Genomic DNA, 19,552 nt, shown 5'->3' on the forward strand with positions numbered 1-19,552 from the left:
ATCTGAAAAATAAACAAAAAAGAAGCAACTGGTTCAGATAAGATGAACAAAAGCTTCTTCTTGTCTTTCAAAATTTTTCTAATAAATTATTTAATTACATTCCCACTTTTTCAAGTCCTTCTATTTCAATAGCCCTTTCAATCAACTGCTTCTTTAGAATTTCCATTCTGTCTGCTTCATTTGAAAGATAGTAGTCAAAAATATAATCATCTGCTATCTCGTCATCAGGTAAAAATCCACAATATTCAAGTATACTACTAGTATAGGAACTACTTTGAATCGATACACCTAATTTTTCCAAACAGCTTTCCAATTCATTGGTGTCATCAAATCTGTCGTACAACCAAGTAATGCTTTCGTTAATTTTCAGTAGAACAATCGGCAGCACATCCCTATCTAATTTAGAGATGTTATCAATAATTTGAATTGTTTTCATTTCCATAATTCATCACCTCAACACCCAATTATATAGTAAAAAACCTTAAACAATTTTGCTTAATTTTACAATATTGGTAATTTAATATTTTTGTTATTTTGAAGAAAAATATGCAAAAAAATAAAACACCTGATTCCAGTAAAGGAACAAGGTGCTTTTTTGATTATTAATATTCAATAACAATTATTCAATGATTCCTTTTTCACGTGCTTCTGATACTGCTTTGTTTAACTGATATGGAAGTTTTCCGTAACTTAAAGCATCATCAATTTCTTTTATAGGAACGATTAAACTTTCATATCCAGCACCAACTGAAACCATGTTCAACGCTTCAAAGCTTCCTGAAACATAGCTGTTTTTCTTAATACCCATTTTTATTTTCAGCCTGTCCAGTTTTCTTTCAGGTTCAACTAGTTCATTATACTTTTCACGTGCTTCCAGCATCTTATTTAAGTATTCTTGTTTACTGTTTAGCAGTTCCATTTGAAGCTTCTTTAACTCCTTTTGGTGGTTCTTCATTACTTTACTTCTTTCAGCTTCCAGTTCTTCAATTACTGCATTAACATCTTCATTTTTGTATGCATCAATTAAAGATATTTCCTTTTGAAGTTCCTGAACTTGCTTCTGAAGTGCTTGAACCTTTCCAGCTTCTGTTTCATAGGTTGCTTCTGATACTTCTGAAAGTAATTTCATCTTGTGTAAATCCTTCAGCATAGAATTTTGATCCTGAAGTTTTGCTTGTAAATCAATCAGTTCCAGTTGCTTCTTTTCAAGTGCTTCCTGATAACGTGATTCAGTGCTATCAGCTTTATTAAATAGATTCTCCATACCTTTAAAAATTTTCAACATGTTATTATTCCCCTTTTCCATTCAATTTTTCTGTAAGTTCAATTACTGCCTTTGAAAGTAAAGTAATATGTTCTTGCATTTCTTCAGCACTCATTTTCTTTACTGGTTCAGAAGTTGCTTTTGTTTCCTTTTCTTGTGCTTCCTTTTCTCGCTGGTTCTGAATATCAGCTTGTTTTTCTCTTAATTTCCTTTCACGTTCTTCAGCTTGTAAACGAATACCTTCACGAATATCAATCAATGGGTTATAGTTGTCCATTTTCTTCTTCCCTTTCCATTTCTTCAATTTCAAGTTCTGCTTCAGGTTTGTTTGTACCTTTTAAACGCTGAAGTAATACGGCTTTTCTTTCTTCAACTGTTTTTGCTGAAGTACTTGCAGCTGAACCAACATTTACTGTTAAACCTAACTTTTCAGCTTCCATACGGTTTGATGCATCAATAATTGGTTTAAACATGTTGTAAAACTGGTTCATTTCATCCTTACTCATAGATTCTTTTTCAACGAACTGCATCACTTTTATCCGGAATTTTTCAACTGCTGATAGTACATCAGAAGGAATTAACACTTCATTCAGTGCATTCACATATTCATTAAATTCAGGTTGTTCTTTGAATTGATAAAAGGTTTTAGTCGAGATACCATGTTTACTGCAAAAATCAGCAACAGTAAAACCATCTTGCAACCTAGTAACTACTAAATCTTGTGCAACCCTTACTTGTCTTTCATCCAGTCCATATGGAATTGGTACATCTGTAAATGTTTTGTTTTCTTTAGTCATATTTGATCACCCTTATTTTGCATATATTATTTCTGTCTTGGTTGTTCCACGTGGATTTACATTTACCCACTTATTGATTAATTCCTGTACATCCTTAGTATTCAAATTAGTATCAAGCATCCGATTCACAAGAACCAAGGAACGCTTCACATTCACATTCTTTCTTGATAGCTGGAATTGTAATTCCTGCATATCCACCAGTAGTTTATTTCTTGATTTCTTGATACGCTGGATATACGCAACCCTATGTGACATATGTTTTTCACTATCATATTTCATTTCATAGTTGAAAGGAGTTTTGCTGATAGATTCAAGAGTTTCAGCAACAAGTACATTTAAAATAGGTTGTTGTTGTCTGTAAGTATCAGTAAGTAATGCTTGTTTGATATATTCAAGGTTGTTTAATAAGTGCTGGTGTTTTACTTCCATTTCCTTTATTCCCTTCCTTTTAGTACATTCTGTAATAGCACAATTTCTTGTTGTCCAATTCCTTCATCAGCTAGTACTTTCATTACTCTTACTTGTAATTTTGGTGTGAATGTTGCAACACCTTTTTCAATCTTGCAAATTAATGATTCTGAAACTCCAATTTCTCTTGCCAGTTCATTTTGCGATAGTTTTGCTAATTGTCTGCAATACTTTAGTAACTTGTAATTCAGCATAGTTAAACACCTTCCTTTTTTCAGTTTTGCATTTTGGTAATTTCATGTAAGTTCAATTTTCTTGATTAATAGAATAAAAAAACAGGTATGCTGGTTTTGATCCAACACACCCTGAACACAATCAAACAAAAAAAGGAATTTTATAGGCAGTAAATCTAGTTGCTTAAGTGATTACATTAAAAACAACACTGTATAACTTTCCTGTATATAGGTTCTTGAGAGACACAAAAAGTAAGTCAAGAATTTTGAATTATTTTCTCGTAGGTACATATTTTTTTATTACACTGACAACTTGTAATTGTTCAGCATCAGTTTTAAATATATTTCTTGTATTAGTGGTTATTGTTGTATGGATATTGTTAAGTTAAAGATTCTTTAACGGAAGCAACACGTTATTTTTAACAAGTACCATTAAACATTCTTTAACAGGAAAAGCAGCAAGTTAAAAAAATTTTACCAAGTTTATTTTTGGCACTTCCTGATAATGTAACAGGTGAAAAGCTGTATAGGGGTCATAAGCACCAGCCCCCACTGTAAAAGTATCAGGTGCAAAATTGCAGTTCGGATTATTTAATAGCGAACTATAACGGAACGGCACACCGCCCCACCCTTTACCCCCTATTGACTTTTTGAAAATTAATATTCAATTAAGTTTATTTATATCACTGAACAAACTGGATTGAATCAGTGAATCATCATTATTAATAAGCTTTAGTTGTTACCTTGATTCAGACCGAACCATTGACCGCACACTTCACACCAGTTACTTCTGAATATTTCCCTTTAAGCTTCAGCAAACAACACCAGCCAACAACCAGCATAAGCTTCTGAATAATAGCATTAAATAAACAGGATCAAGTCAGTAAGTATGACTGCATCAAGGTATTATGTAAGTAAGCACCACTGTGCCACCACACACAATCACCAAGAGAAGCTTAATAACTTTCTATGATAGCCATGGTGAACTCTACACCCTACCAAGTACACCCAACACCATATGCATGGTACACTTCTATTATTTAAACCGTACCACCACCCTATTAAAAAGATGAACCCCATCCCCTTTAATAAGTGACGGGTACTCCCTTAATCACACACATCATTATGAATATAGTATGCAAACAAAACTGCGTAAAATATAGATTATACGTAGTTTTATAATAAATACACCTTTAACAAACGCTGTTATATCAACGTTTCCACAATATTAGATAAGTACGTTTTTTTATCTGTTTATACAATTCTTATACATTGTTGATTTATCAAGGTTTTCAGCAGTTTGTGAAGTGCTTCAAAAGTAAGTTGAAAAGGGTAAAAATGAATAAACTGATAATTTACCTTTAACACTTTTCTACCTTATCCATCATGTGGAAAAGAAAAATATTCCAGTTCACCAAATATCTATAATTACCATAAAATAACCAAAGTTTTTACTTTATGATTAACTCATCTGATAGAAGGCGGTGTTGTTTTTGAAGAAATGCAGAATGCAGTTTTTGAATGTGTACACCCAAGAAATACTTCGTGATGAACTAATGAACAAAGAAATTGCTGAAGAATTAATTGACAAATTGGTAAACCCACAATCAGTTGAATTAAGGGATGAAAGCACTTATATTATGGATAGTCAGGCGAGAATTTTCAAAGCAAAATACATATCATCCAAAGAATCTATAGAAGATGGTATAAAGGTTTATAGAGTGCTATTCCAAGTGAAGCTAAATGAAAAACAATTACCTATTAGAAGATAACAATGAAGCTGGAACTGGTTAAATAAGCTGGTTCAGGCTTCTTTTTATATTTACTGGTGGAAATGCTATACACTTGAATATTAATGTTCAAAATTCAAATTGAGAAAATAATGAGAATAATTTTAGTTTCCTTGCACAAGCTTCATTTCATTGGTAAATTACACCGTTCAAAACACGTACATTTTCAATTATTCCCCTGTTTTCGTTCACCTTTTTGACACACTTATACAGAAATTCAAAAGAATACCTAGACATAAAGAAAAGCACCAGCTTCCACCAGTGCCCACAGTAATTGATCTCTTATTCTTAAAATACCCCTAGAAAATCTAAAATTATTAAAATGATAAGAGTGATTCCCCATAACAACATTCTAAATCGAAACTTTTTCTTTTCAACCTGAATTTTACTACAAACAAACCAATCGAATAAGCTTATCAAAATTAAAATACCGGATATCCAATAGAAAGCCTTCATTCTATCCCACCATCCCCTTCAGCAATATCTATTTCAATTATAAATCATTGCTAAATTTTAGGATAAACAATCTTTACATTAAATTCTTTATTCTGATACATTTCCCATACTAAATTTCCTATCCACGTGTACACTTGATTGATCGTAAGCCATTTATATTCATTACACTTCCATTTATCAGGGTAAAAACGTATTGCACCCATCATTGAAATAAAGGTTCTCACATACCCCCATTTCTTCACCATTTCCTTAATTTTAGGTTCATCACCAGCTTTAAAATCAAAATCAATTTTAAATACCTTCTTGTATCGCTTCACCCATTCTTTCATAAGTAAAGCAGTTGCAATTTCCAGATCAATATCATTTGTAATCTGTATCATGCTGCACCCTTCCCTTTTTGTAATTGCATCAACTGGTTAATAGCTGCTACAAACCATAAACAACAAGGTAGGGTAAAACAGACATATTCTATTAAATTTAATTCCCCTGAACAATCTCACCAGCACGAACTTAAAAAATATAAAACAGGTAATACTCCTTCATTTATATTTGTCTATTCTTATTCATTTCGTTGTTATTGGTATGTGTAACTATATCAGGGTGTGTGTAGTTATTACAGTATGTACTGTATATATAACCCTGATTAATTAATTACATATAATATGAACGACAAAATTTACTATTTTTCACAAGAATCACAAAAAAATTAAAAAAAAATAACAGATTTTTAATGGAAGGGTGAAAGAAAAGATGTCACTAATTAAAGAAGTAACACTTCAAGATGCAGTTCAGGAAACATACAATTCCAAACTTGATAGAATCATATTTTCCAAGAATAGAAAGCGGATAATTGAATTGGAAGAGTTGTACATTACTTATTTTTTCAACAAGAAGCTTACTATTGATGATTTACTTCAATCTGAACCATTGAAAGAAGTACTGGACTCTTTGGTAAATGCTTTTTACACCAAACATAAAAAACATTCACGTATTTCACTTGATGATTTTCTATCGAGTGCGTATGAAAAAGCATGGAAAACAATTATTAATTACAACTATCAAAGTAATTACTGGTTGTACCATCACCTGAAGCGAAATATTAAGCATAGTTGCATAGATGTATTGAGAAGGGAAGGTTTAACAAATGATAGGAAGGGAAACAAGCATACTATCTTTCATGAATCAGCACCACTTACTTACAAAGAAGAACCTGATTCCTTCAGCCTTGAAGAATCAGTTATAATGCGTGATTCATTGCAACAAGCAGTAAATACCTTTGATGAAGCAGAATTAAGAGTGTACCTTCTTTATTTAAATGCTGATAACGTGGAACAAGTAACACTGAAAGATATATGTGCAGAACTAGATTTAAATCACCCACAACAAGCAAAACGGGTACTGGATAGGGTACGTTTAAAATTAAAAAATTGGTAATTACTATAAGAAAAAGAACCAACAATATATGTTGGTTCTTCATTATTTTTTTAAATATCTAAACTTAATTGTTCGCAGAAAGTCTCAGAAAACTCCCTTTTTCTTTCGCTTTCATTATAGAAAGGTAAACCAATGATATTATATTTTTCTGTTTCCAATAATGTTTCAATTGTATAGTTTTCTTTAATTGATAATAAAAATTCTTCTTTCTTTTTATCATGTTCTAACAATTGAGTACCTTTAGGTTCTATAAATAATTGGTAATACTTTTCGTTATCTGTATCGTTCTCTTTTAAATACATAACATAGTCTGGTTCCATTGGTGTACCGTCAGTAAAATTATATAATTGAAACATCTTCTCATTTCTAATTAGGTATATTTCACTATATTTTTCTTCAAGTGAACTTATCATACTGTCAATGTATTTTACAAGATATTTTTCTTCTGATGTACCAAAGTTATCATTGTAAACATACCAAGCTTTGTTATCAATGTTTAGTACAAAGTTTGGGTCTGAGTTGTATTTCATAGACTTACCACGTTGTTGATCTGAATTAGGATTATCATTAAGGGTAATATTCAATTTCATATCCTTAAGTTTTTCTGATAATGCTACCGCAGTAAATGTATTAGTCCCTTTAAATTCAGATGTAGCTGATTCGATTTCAAAAGCTAATTTATTCAATATAAAAGAACAAATTTTTAATTTTTCTTCATTGGGCAAAGAATTTATATATGCTTCTTCACCTTTTACTTCCACAATGATTTGGGCTAAAAATTCATCTGAAGTAATGAACTCTTTAACCGATTTTAAATATGGAAAGTATTTCTTTAAGTTATTAAATTTAAAAAATTGATTCTTGTTTATAGCTTTTTTAATTATATTAAATCCAAAATTTCCAAGACGGTATGTTTTTTCTTTTGTTTCATGTGCTGTAATATGTCCAGTATTCTCCAAAATGGTTGTAATTTGTGTATATCCAGTTTTGATTACATAATCAAAAGACCTAGTCACTTCTATGTCATTGAAATTCCTGATAGATTCTCTTGTATTTAAAACTCTTGAATTGATATACAATAACCCACTTCCCCAAAAAGGTGATTCTTTAAATGATTCTTTAACCATAAGATCAACTTCAATTTGGGTTGTTGGCAAAATACCTGTTTGTATCAGTGCATTTCTCAATTCAGATATGTACCGAGTATTATTTATACTATGGTAGTACAACTCCTCAAGGATTCTTAATTCATTAGTAATATCTTCATCATATTTCCTTTTATATTTTTCTTGTGTAGGCATAACTTGGAAAGGGAAATACCTTGCACCCCTACCAATTAATTGTGCTTCTGAGACAGTCGTAGCATCAGAACCCCGAGATTCATCAATTCTAACAATATCATAAAGATTAAGGACATCCCAACCTTCATTTAACTTATCTACAACAAATACAACCCTTATTGGATTATCTTTGTCTTCTAAGGAGTTAACAATTAACTGTTTCGCTTGACTGTCTTCAAGACTATTTACTGCAATACATTTACTTTCATTGAAATCTTCTTTTAATTCAATTATCAAGTTTTCTAATGATATGTCGTTAGCAGAAAAATCGTTTAATACTTTTGTTAATATAGAACTGCTGGTTTTCTGTTGCAACTCATTAATTGCTTCAATGGTTAAATTATTGATTAGGTTTTGGAACTCATTAAAATACTCTTTTGATGAATCAATTGTTTTAGACTTAATTAGTACAACTGGTTTCAGATAAATATTATTTCGCTGTGCTACTTTTTTTCTGTATTGACTTAGTAATATTGCTTGAAGCACCCTATCATTTGCACTTAAATCAGCCTGTAACACTTGTACTTCTTTCGAGTATTTGTCCAGCCTAAAATTCTTAAGTGTATATTCAAAAATTATTTTGTCCTTATATTTTTCATTTACTGCTGGATGCTGTACTTCAAGTGTAGCAGTATATTCTAATAGGATATTTTCACTATTTGAATTGAGAATCTTTTGGACAGTAAATTCCCAGGAGTTTGTTTCAGCTTGTTCTTTTTTGTTAAGCCTTGCCTTTGTTAAGGTATTAATATGATGGGCTTCATCTGAAATAAGTACTATTTTTTTTTCTTCAAAATCTTCAAAGGTAATGCTATTTTCTCTTGGATTGTTGAGTTTTATATGCAATCCTTGAATAGTTGTAAATAAAATATTAATTTCTTCATCATTTGTTACTTCAAAGTTGTTTACTTCTTTTACACTAATATTTTTTCCATCAATTTCTATTGTGTCCGCAAACAAATACTTAGATGATGATGTGTCTAAAAAGTTTGTTTTTGTTTTTTCAATAATGTTTGTACTGTCAACAAAGAAGATAAAATTTCTATATCCCAATTTGTATAATTCAAGGATAGCACCTGCCATCATTAGCGTTTTTCCACTACCTGTTGCCATGTGAAATAATAAATGACTAGGAGTAATTTTATTACGGTACCCATTCAAATAATAAATAAATCTTGCCAAACCTTCTATTTGGTAAGGTCTAATATCGAATTTTTGATTTATATTTTTACTAATATGATTGGGGATTTCCTTTTTTATAATTTCATCTTCAACATATACATTAAGTTTTTCTAGTAAAGATAAAGAAGACATTTAATTCACCCCATAAAACTTCTTGTTAGTATCTTTAACATTCTTGGGGATCTGATACTCTTCATCATCTATATCAGAAAAATCAACATAGATACTATTTTTATCAAGGCATTCAATCAGAAATTCTCTTTGTTGTTCCAGATTTAATTCTTCCCAAGACTCAATCTTATCATCGAACTTTTGAATATCAACTCTATATGATAGAACCGCTTTCTCCTTCATGCTTTCCCAAATTTCCTTTAGTCTATCAGTGGTTGTAGCAGATTGTATCATTTCAATAAATGTTTCATTCCATTTAAGCAATTCAGCGTATACAAAACTTCCACCACCACGCCAATCAACTAACTTGCTAACACCAGTTCGGTCATTATTAATGACATTTTGCAATCTAACAACACTATCATTTTCCTGATAATTTAATTGTTCAATACCGATATACTTTCTCTTCATTTTATGGGCAACTGCTGCTGTTGTTCCACTGCCTAAAAAGAAATCAAGGACAAGATCGCCTTCATTGGTACTCATATCAATAATTCTTCTTAACAATTTTTCAGGTTTTTTACCTTTTTTCATTCTTACTCCGCCTTCATTAGCAATACCTTCCCAAGCAATATCTATCCAGATATTTGTTAGTAATGTAGAAGGAGTAAGTTCCCCATCAATTTCTCTTACTTTTTTTCTATAAAAGGACATTTCTTGCCCACGAGTTACATACCTATCTTCTTTTCCTTCTCTTTCCACTTTAAAAACCCTTTCAGGTTCAACAATTGAAACTTCCCTTGCTTCAACGGTCTCTTTTCCAGCATCATTATTAATTTGTGTCAATCTAAAAACTCTATCTGCATTTTCCAAAGCATATTTTTCAATCAATTGATTAAATATGTGTTCACCAAGTTCTGCAATCAATTGGTTTTGAGTTTCATAACCGCTTTCCCTTACAACTAAATCCTTTATATTTGCAAACTGCCATGAATCAAAGTTATCGGAAAAATTTATTACAACATTTTTATAATTATCATCATAATGAGATTTTACATATTGGGGATTATAAACCCACTTCTGTTTATCTTTAGCATAAACCAAAATATATTCGGCTGTTTCAAATACACCAAGGTTTACAACTTTAAATCCTGAAGGAGATTTTGTTCTAACTGTTATTTGATTAACGAAATTACCTTTAAAAACTTCGTCACACAATACCTTTAAATATGCAAGTTCATGGTCACTTATATGAATAAAAATAGCACCTTCTTCATGAAGTAATTCTCTAGCAACTTCTAGTCTGTTTTTCATAAAAGTTAACCATGTAGAATGATTAAATTTATCATTGTACCCGAAACTGTCGCTGCCAGTATTATAGGGTGGATCAATGTAAATTAGTTTAATTCTATTTTCATACTTTTCTTTAAGTGAATGAAGTGCAATTAAGTTATTTCCCCTGATTATCAAATTGTCACTAGGATTAATTTCAGTGACCTCAACTTGTCCTTGTGAAGTATATTTTTTAATATTAGAGAATACTTTTGGTTCAAGAAGTCTGTCTACATCATCTGGTGCAAGTATTTCATTATAAAAAACTTCTTCTCTTTTACTATCTTCTGTATCTTGTCCACCTTCCAAGATACAATCTTTATACGGCCAAGCTAATACTGTATCTTTATTCCCTTTGAGATATGTATTATCTGAAATTAAACCAACATAATTTTTGAAAGTTGTATATGAGTCGGGTAAAAACTCTTTGTTATTGATAAAATTAACAAATTTTAATTTATCGAAAACTAATGTATTCGAAACAGAAGCAAAAAAGTGTTTTTTTATTGGTTCAATAGCAATTAATTGGTCAATTAGTTGTTCATCAAATTTCAGCACCAATTCCATTAATTTATTTTTATTAACTTCTCCATCCACTAATAAGCGTTCGTCTTGTACAAGTACAGATAATAACTCCGTATACAAGTTTTGCATTTTTACACTTCCCATAATTTTATTTATTTCGACATAATTTTAATTATAAAATATAAATTGCTGTAATTAAACCTGAGAATTAAAATTATCATTAAACACCAATTATACAGACTTGGGCACAAAAAAACCCCTGTAAAGCATACAGAAGGTTTAAAAAATGTTTTTTATCGAATTGTAATCCTAACGTTTAAGGAAACAGCTTTTTCAACTTCTACATTTCCAGCTTCATCAACCCATGTATGTTCATCATCACGTTTATAATGAATCTTATCTATTACTAGCTTTAATACACGATTCACTTCAGGATAATTTTCAGGTGGTATAACTGGAATGTTGATTTGTCCAATTGGATTTATAAGCTTTCCTTCACGTATAGTTGCAAGTCTTTTCACTTCACCTATCCAGTTTAGTTTATCTTCGTACTTCTTACTTAAAACAGCTGTATCAACTTTTGATAATCGTTTAGTAAGTTCTTCAATATTTGCATCAATTTCTTTTATGTCTTTTTCAATATCAGCTTTATCAGATAGGTATTCTTCTTTTGTAAATACACCATCTAAATATTCACCCCTTGCACGTTTTAGTCTCTTGCTTAACTTATCCTTTGATAAAGTTAAAACTTGAATTTGGTTTTCAATATCATTTTTTGATTCACTTGAAGAAGTATCTAGTGCTTTTTCCCATTCACTTTTCAAACGCTTTTCAACATCTATAAATTCTTCCCAAAAGTAGGATAGTAGATTTCTTTCTAACATTCCCCGCATACCACACCTACATTTTTTCAGAATTAGTTGATCACGAGTTGGATTCCACTGGAAACCCATTTTTGCACCGCATGAACAATAAACCAAGTCTTTTAAGATTGTTCGTACTTCACCCCTAGAACGATTTCTTACCTCATTATCACCGCTTGTACGTTCCTGAATAGCATCCTGAACCCTTAACCATTGTTCAAATGTTATGATTGAAGGGAAAGCTTCAGGAACTTCTATTTCGTCAGTAACATTACCTTTCTTATCGGACAATCTGAATACTAGCGTACCTGTGTATTGTTTGTTTTTAAGGATATTATTTACTGATTTGAAGCTGAATTTACCACCGCTACTGCTTTTTAATCCTTTAAGATTCAATTCTTTTACAATCTGTTTCATACTATAACCTTGTTCTGCTAAATCAAAGCACAGCTTTACAGTGGAAGCATCATCATTTGGTTGCAGTGTGCGGATCTTATTCTTAATAATTGCACTATAACCAAAAGGTGCCTTTGCTGAAACATATTCACCACGTTTCGCTTTTTCAATAATTCCCGTTCTCATTCTTTGACGAATTACACGATACTCATTACTATTTACTGCTGATTGTATATCATAAAGCAACCTTTGAGAGTTTATAGTTAAATCAATTTCTTCTTTTGGTGTAATTATTAATACATTGTTTTCAGCAAGTGTATCGGCAATGATTTGTGAATAATGCCCACTTCTTGCAAGTCGTGATAATTCAACTGTAACCACTGCATCATACATACCTTTATTTACATTTTTCAGCATCCTTATTAATTCTTTACGTTCTTCAAATTTGGATGCACCGCTTATTACTTCTTCATAAAAATCAAATGTAAATCCACGTTCAGCACATAACCGTTCAGTGATTTGTCGGTGATTCCTTAGTGTTTCATCAGTATCACCTTCAGCACGTGATTTCCTATTAAAGATTGCAACATGATATTGTTTTTCCATTTCTACTAAGCACTCCATTTATATAAAAGTATTGTAACACCATTATATCAATTGGTATTCATAAGTGCAATTGCTGAAGCAATTGAATCCATAGCATTACAATTATCAACCAAGCGAAAGGAGGAACTATATGAGTGCTTAATAGAATTAAAAAAAGGCTCACCTTTTCATGTTGTTTTGTACAATCTTGACTTCAACAAAGATTTAATTGGGTACGTCTATTATGCTGAACAACATGGCAGCTTTGCGGATGCCCTGCTAGATGGAAGTGAACTAGCTCTTTTAAAAGATAGGGACAGGCAAAAGCTTATCAAATTACTACAGTATCCAGTACTGTTAATTTTAATTACTGGCTTATTGTTTATTTTTATTGAGAGCACACTATTGCCTAGGTTTACTTCCCTCTTTTCTTCTCTCGGCTTAAAGGCTAATTTTTTCATGAATGTCATTTATGCATTCGATGGCTATTTCCCAATCATAATGGGCGCCGTGTTGGTTATTTTCTCCTTAACGTTAGTCTACTACTATTTTGTTTTTCGAAAGCTCTCCATTCTTCTGCAGAGGTCACAACTAGTTAAGATCCCTATAATCGGCAAACTCCTCAAATTGCAGTTTACACACTACTTTTCCATTCAACTAAGTTTCCTTTTATCTGGTGGTATTTCAATTTCTGAGGCCTTATTTCTATTTGAAGAAAATTTTAGGCAGCCTTTTTACAGCTGTATTGCGAAAGAAATAAAGAATAGGCTTGTCAGCGGTGAAAAGTTAGAAACCATATTAGTAGACTATACTTTTTTCGAAAAGGAATTCCCAATGATTGTGAAACACGGCCAAGAGAATGGAAGGTTAGATCAAGAACTACTATTTTTTAGTAAGCATTGTGTCATAAATATGGAGGAAAGCATTGAAAAAAACTTAAAAACGATTCAACCTATCCTTTACTTATTTATTGGATTTCTCGTCGTTTCCATGTATTTAGCTATCTTATTACCTATGTTCCATCTTCTGGATGGCATATAAAAATGGAGGTATTTGAAATGAAAAATAATGAAAAAGGGTTTACATTAATTGAAATGATGATTGTTATGCTAGTTATTTCGGTTCTATTAATTATTACCATTCCAAACGTTGCCAAACATAACTCCAATATCAATAATAAAGGTTGCCAGGCTTATATAAAAATGGTCGAAGCTCAAGTCCAAGCATACAAAATGGATAAAGGGAGTATCCCGAAAATGGAAGACCTTATAGCGGAAAAATACCTAAATGTAAATACGAAAGGATGTCCAAATGGTCAAGATGTTACGATTGACGCTGAGGGAAACGTCACTGCTGCTGCAAAAGTAACTCCAACCGAATGATATGCTAACAAATCAAAAGGGCTTTACATTAGTTGAGTCATTATTAGTCCTCACGATTTTTATGATTATTTCCACGATCACTGCTTTCACCCTACAGCCACAGTACACTAACCTCGATGATAATGCCTTTCTTACTCAGCTTCAAGCAGATCTATTTTATTCCCAGCAATATGCCATTAGTCACCAGCAAGAAGTGTCTGTGGGTTTTTTACCCAATCAATATAAATATCGGATGTTTGGAAATCCTGCGTTCTCTCCAATTATCGAAAGAACGTACTCAACAAACTTTTTTATTAAAGAGGGTTCTATGCCCTTATATTTTAAATTTCTCAGTAGTGGAAATGTGAACAAGTTCGGGACATTCTTTGTCCAAACAAAGGAAAAGAGCTATCGGATTACCGTTTTGATTGGAAAGGGACGCTTTTATGTTACGGAGCAATAAGGGATTCCTTTTGCTAGAATTACTTCTGTCGCTGTCTGCTTTTTTAGTACTTTGCTTATATATGCTGCCTTTAGTAATGGAAATTAGGGATCAATCACAACAAATCCAGATAGAAAAGACTGCACGAAGGCTAATGTATGAAGAACTGCAGGCAAAATTAATAAACAACAACCAACCATTTTCAAACTATGCACTAATAGTGGATATGATTGAATATAAGATCAACTGGAATAACCATGGTCCTAATGAACAAAAGGAGGTGTGTGTGACTGTTGAAAAAGATTCACACCGTAGGGAGATCAATGTTTGCAGTATCCTCGAATGAACGTGCTTTTACCCTTATTGAAGTCCTAATTGCCTTTTCCATTTTTTCAACTCTTATTTACTTTATGTCACCCATGTTTTTCATCATCCTAAATCATAAAGGAACTCAAGGTGAATTACAGTCAATGGAATGGGAAGTATTTTGTAGTCAATTTAAAAAAGAAATCCGGCTATCCACACATGCTGAAGTTGCCTCTGGCCGTTTATTACTAACAAAAGACAACGAAACCATTCAATATGAAAAGTATAATTCTAATTTAAGGAGAAGGGTAAATTCAACCGGGCATGAAATCATTCTTCAAAATGTTGTAAGCCATACCTTTTCTATAGAAAATAATTCTGTAAGGGTTACCATCACAGATATTTTCGGAAAAACATTTACAGTGACTGCATACTCATTAGTGAACTGGAATACTGGCACATGATGAAGCAAAACCAAGGATTTACCTACCCTCTTACATTGTGCCTGCTTATTCTTTTCCTTTTATTCTTCTCCATGCAAATCAATCTATTACTTTCCAAAAAAAGTCTAGGAAACGAAACAGCCATCATACAACAACAGGAGTATTATATACTTTCATCAGTTAAGAAACTTGAGCAATTAATGCTAACAAGTGGGACCATACCTGCAAAAGGGACTATCACTTATGTAAAAGGGACAATGAACTATCAAGCAGATCCGCCTGCTGGAACTGTGCAAAAAGTCAATTTTTTACTCACTATAAAATCAGTCCAACCAATCATTGGTGTAGGCTATTTTGATACTAGGACCAAAAAGATGATTAAATGGATGGAATTTTATTAACCTTGATTGGAAATAATCATAACTGGGCATACTTGTAGCAGTAAAAGGCAGGTGTGTCTATGAAAACAAATGATTATGTAAAGTACATGACCCAAACGATCGTGAAATATGTTGACCAGCCAAAAGATGAACGGAAACGGCTTAGAATTGAGAGAAAACAATCCAAAGCAGATTTCTGGTATCGATGGTTTGGAATTTTACCTTATATATTATATTCTGAAATAAAGAAAAGAAGAAAAGCATAAGAAGCAGCTAAACCAACAGTTGCTTCTTTTTTTTGCTAAATTACCCTTTAATAGGGTATTGACAAAATTAAAAATGTGCTAGCAAACCCATCATTTATGTTATATTGTTACAATAAAAAGTCGGTAATTGTGAACATTTTCTAAACATATAGTGTTAACATTGTTAACCTCATTCCCATGATACTTTGGCTGTATTATAATGGAATAAATTATGGGGGTTCGAGGTGAACAGTGATGGAACAAACATTAAAGATAACAAACGTTTTGTCAGATCCAACACGTTATTACATTTATCAATACATTACCAAACGTCATCAAGAAGTAACGGTTCAAGAGGTTGCTGAAAATTTTAATATCCATCCAAACGTAGCAAGACTGCACTTATCAAAACTAGAAGATGTGAATATGTTAGCATCTGAAACCAAGAAAACTGGTAAAGGCGGCCGTCCTAGCCGATTATACCGATTATCTGAAGATGTAATACAGCTTCATTTTCCATACCGTGATTATATGCTTTTATCAAAAGTGGCCATTCAAACAATGATTTCACTTGGAGAGGCAGGCAGAGAAGCACTTTATTTAACAGGTAAACGTTTTGGTGCCGAAGTGATTGAGCAAGAAATGGCTAAGAGGTCGCTTGGCGAGCAAATTGATTTTGACCAAAAGCTGTCAATATTAAAAAGTGCTGCGACACTTGCTGGCTTTTATCCAGAATTTGAAGCTAGTGGCGATAAAACAAAAATTTATTTTCAAATTTATAACTGCCCATTCAAAGAAGTGGCTGAAGAACATAGCGAAACAGTTTGCAGTATGCATCATGAATTTTTGAAAGGTATGTTTGGAGCATTGTTTGAATCAGTTGATCTAGTTGAAAAGGAAAACATGCTTTCTGGCTGTGAAAATTGCTCCTATCAAGTCCTTGTAAAAAACTAATTTGAAACCAATATTTACATTAGACCTCCTTTTACATTATAATATTATAATGATGGTATCGTAGGGTAAAAGGAGGGATACATATGGATCGCATGTTCAGGGTTTGTGGTTTTTGGACCGGCATTTTTACCGTAATGCTTTATCTTGGTGACATGGATAAAACAGCAATGCTATTCCTAGCACAAACAGGATTCTTTGTTTTGCTTAGCTATTTAAAGCTTTCCGAACGTATGTATATGTATGTGTTCGGAGCATATTTAACAGTTTTCTTCGCTGGCTTCACATATTGGACCACGTTCATGATGCCGCTTGGTGGAGGACACTGAGTATTAAAGATAAAAACGCCGGATTTCCGGCGTTTTTTCTTTTAACTGTTAAACAAGTCTCTTTCTTCCAAGGAAAATCCTTTTTGCTGTACAATGATATGAAAATAGGAGCTAATTCCCGACGGCATAATTAAGCTGCGAATCGCCCTATTCCGTTTACTTACCTCTGAAAAGGGATTGGGATCAAAGTGGTTTTCTAAGTCTTTTAAAATACCTGCTTTTACTAAAAACTGATCTTGCCTTAGCTTTGTTATCATTTGCAAACCTGCCTGCTCCCCTTCTCGGATGAGTGAATCAAAATGGATGTGTGAGGTTATGTCCATTTCACCAGGATATTGCAGGACATCCTCCATCATATTATGCTGATAATACCCACGTAAACTCCCTGAAGCCCTTCTAGGGTCACTCCATTCTGCATTTGAATAGCCATAATCCGCTGTTACTACAAAGCCCTCTTTTAGAACCTTAGCCATCGATTCAATCATCTCTGTCATAGCTAAAGGAATTTCAATCCGCTGATTTTCTTGTAACTGAATGTTACTTTTTTCCATAAAGGAAAGGATATCTTGATTGGTTAACGGTATATTTTGTTCATATAATTTACCGTGGTCATCCATCCCAATCATCACTTCAACAAGCCGGTCACTTCGTTTTTCAATCACATGTACTGGAAAGGCATCAAAAAGCTCATTTGAAAAAATCATCCCTTCAAAGGGTTCGAGCTCTTGAATGCTTTCCACTTGAACAACAGAAAAATCAGATTGTAATAATTCATTTTGTAATTTTCGATGGTAAGGACTCGTTTCCACAATCATGTATTGTATGGGAAATTGATTGATTCCCTTCCACTCCTGTAAAAAAGCTTGGGCAAATCGACCATTACCGGCACCCAATTCACAAAAAACAGGTGAAACTCCTTTTATTTTACAAAGGTAGGAAAACCATTTTGCTACTAGTCTGCCGTACACATCCGAAATATTGCTGGTTGTAATAAAATCACCTTGTCTCCCTATTTTCTGTTTATCCTTCATATAATAACCAAAATGAGGGTGATATAGGACAGCTTCGATATAGTCAGCATAGGAGATTAATTCTTTAGGTGAATGGGAAATTAGCTGCTGTAAATAGGTAATCATTGTTGCTCCTTTTCAGGTTAACACTGTTGACATAGTGTTAACTTTATTATATTGTTAGGATAGTAGCTTAACAATATCCCCTCCCATTATATGAAAAGAAATATCCCCCAGAAAGACCCTTCTCATTATTGAGATGGGTCTTTCTATTATTTATGAGCATTACTATTTTTTAAAAACCATTTAAAAACGGATTACTATCCATTTCTTCTCCGATGGTGGTTACCGCTCCATGACCTGACAAAACATAGGTCTCCTCAGGTAAGATTAGCAGCTTATCATGAATGCTTTTTAATAACTGGGCCTGATTGCCTCCAGGCAAGTCAGTACGCCCAATACTCCCTTGAAATAAAGCATCACCCGAAATCAGAACGTCCTCCTTTTGGAAATAGTAAGAAAGACTGCCAGGTGAATGACCAGGTGTATGGTAAACGTGAAACTTAAATGCACCAATTTCCATTGGACCTTCCGTATTAATGATATGTTCAGCGGGATTCGCCCGGATTGGCTCTACATGCATAAATAACTGTGAACCATTTAACGCGGGATCACCAAGCCATTTTTCTTCCTGTTTGTGAATATACACAGGAATTTTATATGTATCTCTTACAACATCTAAAGCACCAATATGATCAAAATGCGCATGCGTCAAAAGAATCGCAATTGGTTTTAACTTTCTTTGATTCAGTAAGTTGATTAGTTTGTTCCCTTCCTCCCCTGGATCAAAAATTAAACAAGTCCTATCCGGATTCTCAACAATATAGCAATTAGTTTGGATCGGCCCTAAGGGAATTTGCTGCCATTTCATAAATAATTCCTCCTGTACACATTAACGATATCATTATTTTACACTATTACACACTAACAGAGAAAGCAATGTCAATGAAATCAATGTATATTTGTCCTCGACAAATAGATAAAAAGAATATAAAATAGGAAACGAATGTATATAATATAGTTACATAATTTTTTCCTTGATAGGCCTTATGCCTGCTTATACTTAGAAAAGGGGGATGTATGATGGGATTAGTTATTATCTTTGCTCTAGTAGCCATACTTGCTGGTTATGGTGGATTTAGTGCATTAAAGAATAAGAACTTCTTAGGTGCATTTTGGGGTGTTGCGTCATTCTTAGTTTTTGGCTGGTTTACAGTTATGACGCTTATTGAATCTGGATTTCCTACAGCCCATTAATAAAACTGAATTGGACACTTGATTAGTGCCTAAACTACCAAAAAGACTGTCA

24 protein-coding genes are annotated in these 19,552 nt (G+C 32.7%); 12 read left to right on the forward strand and 12 right to left on the reverse strand.

Annotated features, from left to right (window positions below; genetic code table 11):
* Positions 1-94: 94 nt before the first annotated feature.
* The 6 genes from AC4E8C_RS16605 to AC4E8C_RS16630 form a co-directional block, all read right to left on the reverse strand.
* On the reverse strand, positions 95-442 hold the full coding sequence (locus tag AC4E8C_RS16605) for a hypothetical protein (protein ID WP_490207759.1): 348 nt from the start codon (positions 440-442) through the stop codon (positions 95-97).
* 177 nt (positions 443-619) lie between these two features.
* On the reverse strand, positions 620-1,285 hold the full coding sequence (locus tag AC4E8C_RS16610) for a hypothetical protein (protein WP_490207760.1): 666 nt from the start codon (positions 1,283-1,285) through the stop codon (positions 620-622).
* Between the two features lie 4 nt (positions 1,286-1,289).
* A complete protein-coding gene (locus AC4E8C_RS16615; RefSeq protein ID WP_490207761.1) occupies positions 1,290-1,541 on the reverse strand; it encodes a hypothetical protein in 252 nt (83 codons plus the stop codon).
* A complete protein-coding gene (locus AC4E8C_RS16620) occupies positions 1,528-2,061 on the reverse strand; it encodes a hypothetical protein (protein WP_490207762.1) in 534 nt (177 codons plus the stop codon). The genes AC4E8C_RS16615 and AC4E8C_RS16620 overlap by 14 nt, the downstream gene beginning before the upstream one ends.
* A 12-nt stretch (positions 2,062-2,073) precedes the next feature.
* Complete coding sequence (locus AC4E8C_RS16625) at positions 2,074-2,490, reverse strand: hypothetical protein (protein ID WP_490207763.1); 417 nt, start codon at positions 2,488-2,490, stop codon at positions 2,074-2,076.
* 5 nt (positions 2,491-2,495) lie between these two features.
* Positions 2,496-2,723 (reverse strand): helix-turn-helix domain-containing protein, encoded by a 228-nt coding sequence (locus AC4E8C_RS16630; RefSeq protein WP_490207764.1) that lies wholly within the window; start codon positions 2,721-2,723, stop codon positions 2,496-2,498.
* Between the two features lie 1,472 nt (positions 2,724-4,195).
* Here AC4E8C_RS16630 and AC4E8C_RS16635 point away from each other — a divergent pair.
* On the forward strand, positions 4,196-4,474 hold the full coding sequence (locus AC4E8C_RS16635) for a hypothetical protein (RefSeq protein WP_490207765.1): 279 nt from the start codon (positions 4,196-4,198) through the stop codon (positions 4,472-4,474).
* Positions 4,475-4,998: 524 nt separating this feature from the next.
* On the opposite strand, the gene AC4E8C_RS16640 is transcribed toward AC4E8C_RS16635, so the two are convergent.
* Positions 4,999-5,328, reverse strand: coding sequence for a hypothetical protein (locus tag AC4E8C_RS16640; RefSeq protein WP_490207766.1), 330 nt, complete (start codon positions 5,326-5,328; stop codon positions 4,999-5,001).
* A gap of 370 nt (positions 5,329-5,698) precedes the next feature.
* Here AC4E8C_RS16640 and AC4E8C_RS16645 point away from each other — a divergent pair, with 370 nt between their 5' ends.
* The gene (locus tag AC4E8C_RS16645; protein ID WP_490207767.1) at positions 5,699-6,382 is read left to right on the forward strand and encodes a sigma-70 RNA polymerase sigma factor region 4 domain-containing protein; all 684 of its coding nucleotides are present in this window, start codon (positions 5,699-5,701) and stop codon (positions 6,380-6,382) included.
* A 50-nt stretch (positions 6,383-6,432) separates the two neighbouring features.
* On the opposite strand, the gene AC4E8C_RS16650 is transcribed toward AC4E8C_RS16645, so the two are convergent.
* From AC4E8C_RS16650 to AC4E8C_RS16660, 3 genes are all read right to left on the reverse strand, one after another.
* Positions 6,433-9,036 carry a DEAD/DEAH box helicase family protein gene (locus tag AC4E8C_RS16650; RefSeq protein WP_490207768.1) on the reverse strand — a complete coding sequence of 868 codons (2,604 nt, stop codon included), beginning with the start codon at positions 9,034-9,036 and terminating at the stop codon, positions 6,433-6,435.
* Positions 9,037-11,001 carry a DNA methyltransferase gene (locus tag AC4E8C_RS16655; RefSeq protein ID WP_490207769.1) on the reverse strand — a complete coding sequence of 655 codons (1,965 nt, stop codon included), beginning with the start codon at positions 10,999-11,001 and terminating at the stop codon, positions 9,037-9,039.
* Positions 11,002-11,165: 164 nt separating this feature from the next.
* Positions 11,166-12,737 (reverse strand): recombinase family protein, encoded by a 1,572-nt coding sequence (locus AC4E8C_RS16660; protein ID WP_490207770.1) that lies wholly within the window; start codon positions 12,735-12,737, stop codon positions 11,166-11,168.
* Positions 12,738-12,788: 51 nt separating this feature from the next.
* On the opposite strand from AC4E8C_RS16660, the gene comGB reads away from it, so the two are divergent.
* From comGB to AC4E8C_RS16705, 9 genes are all read left to right on the forward strand, one after another.
* On the forward strand, positions 12,789-13,757 hold the full coding sequence (comGB, locus tag AC4E8C_RS16665; RefSeq protein WP_490207771.1) for a competence type IV pilus assembly protein ComGB: 969 nt from the start codon (positions 12,789-12,791) through the stop codon (positions 13,755-13,757).
* 17 nt (positions 13,758-13,774) lie between these two features.
* Entirely contained in the window at positions 13,775-14,098 is a 324-nt protein-coding gene (gene comGC, locus AC4E8C_RS16670) for a competence type IV pilus major pilin ComGC (RefSeq protein WP_490207772.1), read from the forward strand.
* 1 nt (position 14,099) lies between these two features.
* Positions 14,100-14,540, forward strand: coding sequence for a competence type IV pilus minor pilin ComGD (gene comGD, locus AC4E8C_RS16675; RefSeq protein WP_490207773.1), 441 nt, complete (start codon positions 14,100-14,102; stop codon positions 14,538-14,540).
* On the forward strand, positions 14,524-14,865 hold the full coding sequence (gene comGE / locus AC4E8C_RS16680) for a competence type IV pilus minor pilin ComGE (protein WP_490207774.1): 342 nt from the start codon (positions 14,524-14,526) through the stop codon (positions 14,863-14,865). The genes comGD and comGE overlap by 17 nt, the downstream gene beginning before the upstream one ends.
* Positions 14,843-15,289, forward strand: a complete 447-nt coding sequence (gene comGF / locus AC4E8C_RS16685; protein ID WP_490207775.1) for a competence type IV pilus minor pilin ComGF — start codon at positions 14,843-14,845, stop codon at positions 15,287-15,289. The genes comGE and comGF overlap by 23 nt, the downstream gene beginning before the upstream one ends.
* Entirely contained in the window at positions 15,286-15,669 is a 384-nt protein-coding gene (gene comGG / locus AC4E8C_RS16690) for a competence type IV pilus minor pilin ComGG (protein ID WP_490207776.1), read from the forward strand. The genes comGF and comGG overlap by 4 nt, the downstream gene beginning before the upstream one ends.
* 59 nt (positions 15,670-15,728) lie before the next feature.
* Positions 15,729-15,914 carry a YqzE family protein gene (locus tag AC4E8C_RS16695; protein WP_490207777.1) on the forward strand — a complete coding sequence of 62 codons (186 nt, stop codon included), beginning with the start codon at positions 15,729-15,731 and terminating at the stop codon, positions 15,912-15,914.
* A gap of 234 nt (positions 15,915-16,148) precedes the next feature.
* Positions 16,149-16,847, forward strand: coding sequence for a helix-turn-helix transcriptional regulator (locus AC4E8C_RS16700; protein ID WP_490207778.1), 699 nt, complete (start codon positions 16,149-16,151; stop codon positions 16,845-16,847).
* 83 nt (positions 16,848-16,930) lie between these two features.
* A complete protein-coding gene (locus AC4E8C_RS16705; RefSeq protein WP_490207779.1) occupies positions 16,931-17,173 on the forward strand; it encodes a DUF2626 domain-containing protein in 243 nt (80 codons plus the stop codon).
* Positions 17,174-17,214: 41 nt separating this feature from the next.
* Here the strand turns inward: AC4E8C_RS16705 and AC4E8C_RS16710 are convergent, their stop codons facing one another.
* Together AC4E8C_RS16710 and AC4E8C_RS16715 are read right to left on the reverse strand one after the other, a co-directional pair.
* Positions 17,215-18,309 carry a class I SAM-dependent methyltransferase gene (locus tag AC4E8C_RS16710; RefSeq protein ID WP_490207780.1) on the reverse strand — a complete coding sequence of 365 codons (1,095 nt, stop codon included), beginning with the start codon at positions 18,307-18,309 and terminating at the stop codon, positions 17,215-17,217.
* A gap of 169 nt (positions 18,310-18,478) precedes the next feature.
* Positions 18,479-19,114 carry an MBL fold metallo-hydrolase gene (locus tag AC4E8C_RS16715; protein ID WP_490207781.1) on the reverse strand — a complete coding sequence of 212 codons (636 nt, stop codon included), beginning with the start codon at positions 19,112-19,114 and terminating at the stop codon, positions 18,479-18,481.
* A 212-nt stretch (positions 19,115-19,326) separates the two neighbouring features.
* Here AC4E8C_RS16715 and AC4E8C_RS16720 point away from each other — a divergent pair, with 212 nt between their 5' ends.
* Entirely contained in the window at positions 19,327-19,500 is a 174-nt protein-coding gene (locus AC4E8C_RS16720) for a DUF2759 domain-containing protein (protein WP_490212594.1), read from the forward strand.
* Positions 19,501-19,552: the final 52 nt, after the last annotated feature.

This window comes from Neobacillus sp. SRL179 (assembly GCF_984799095.1).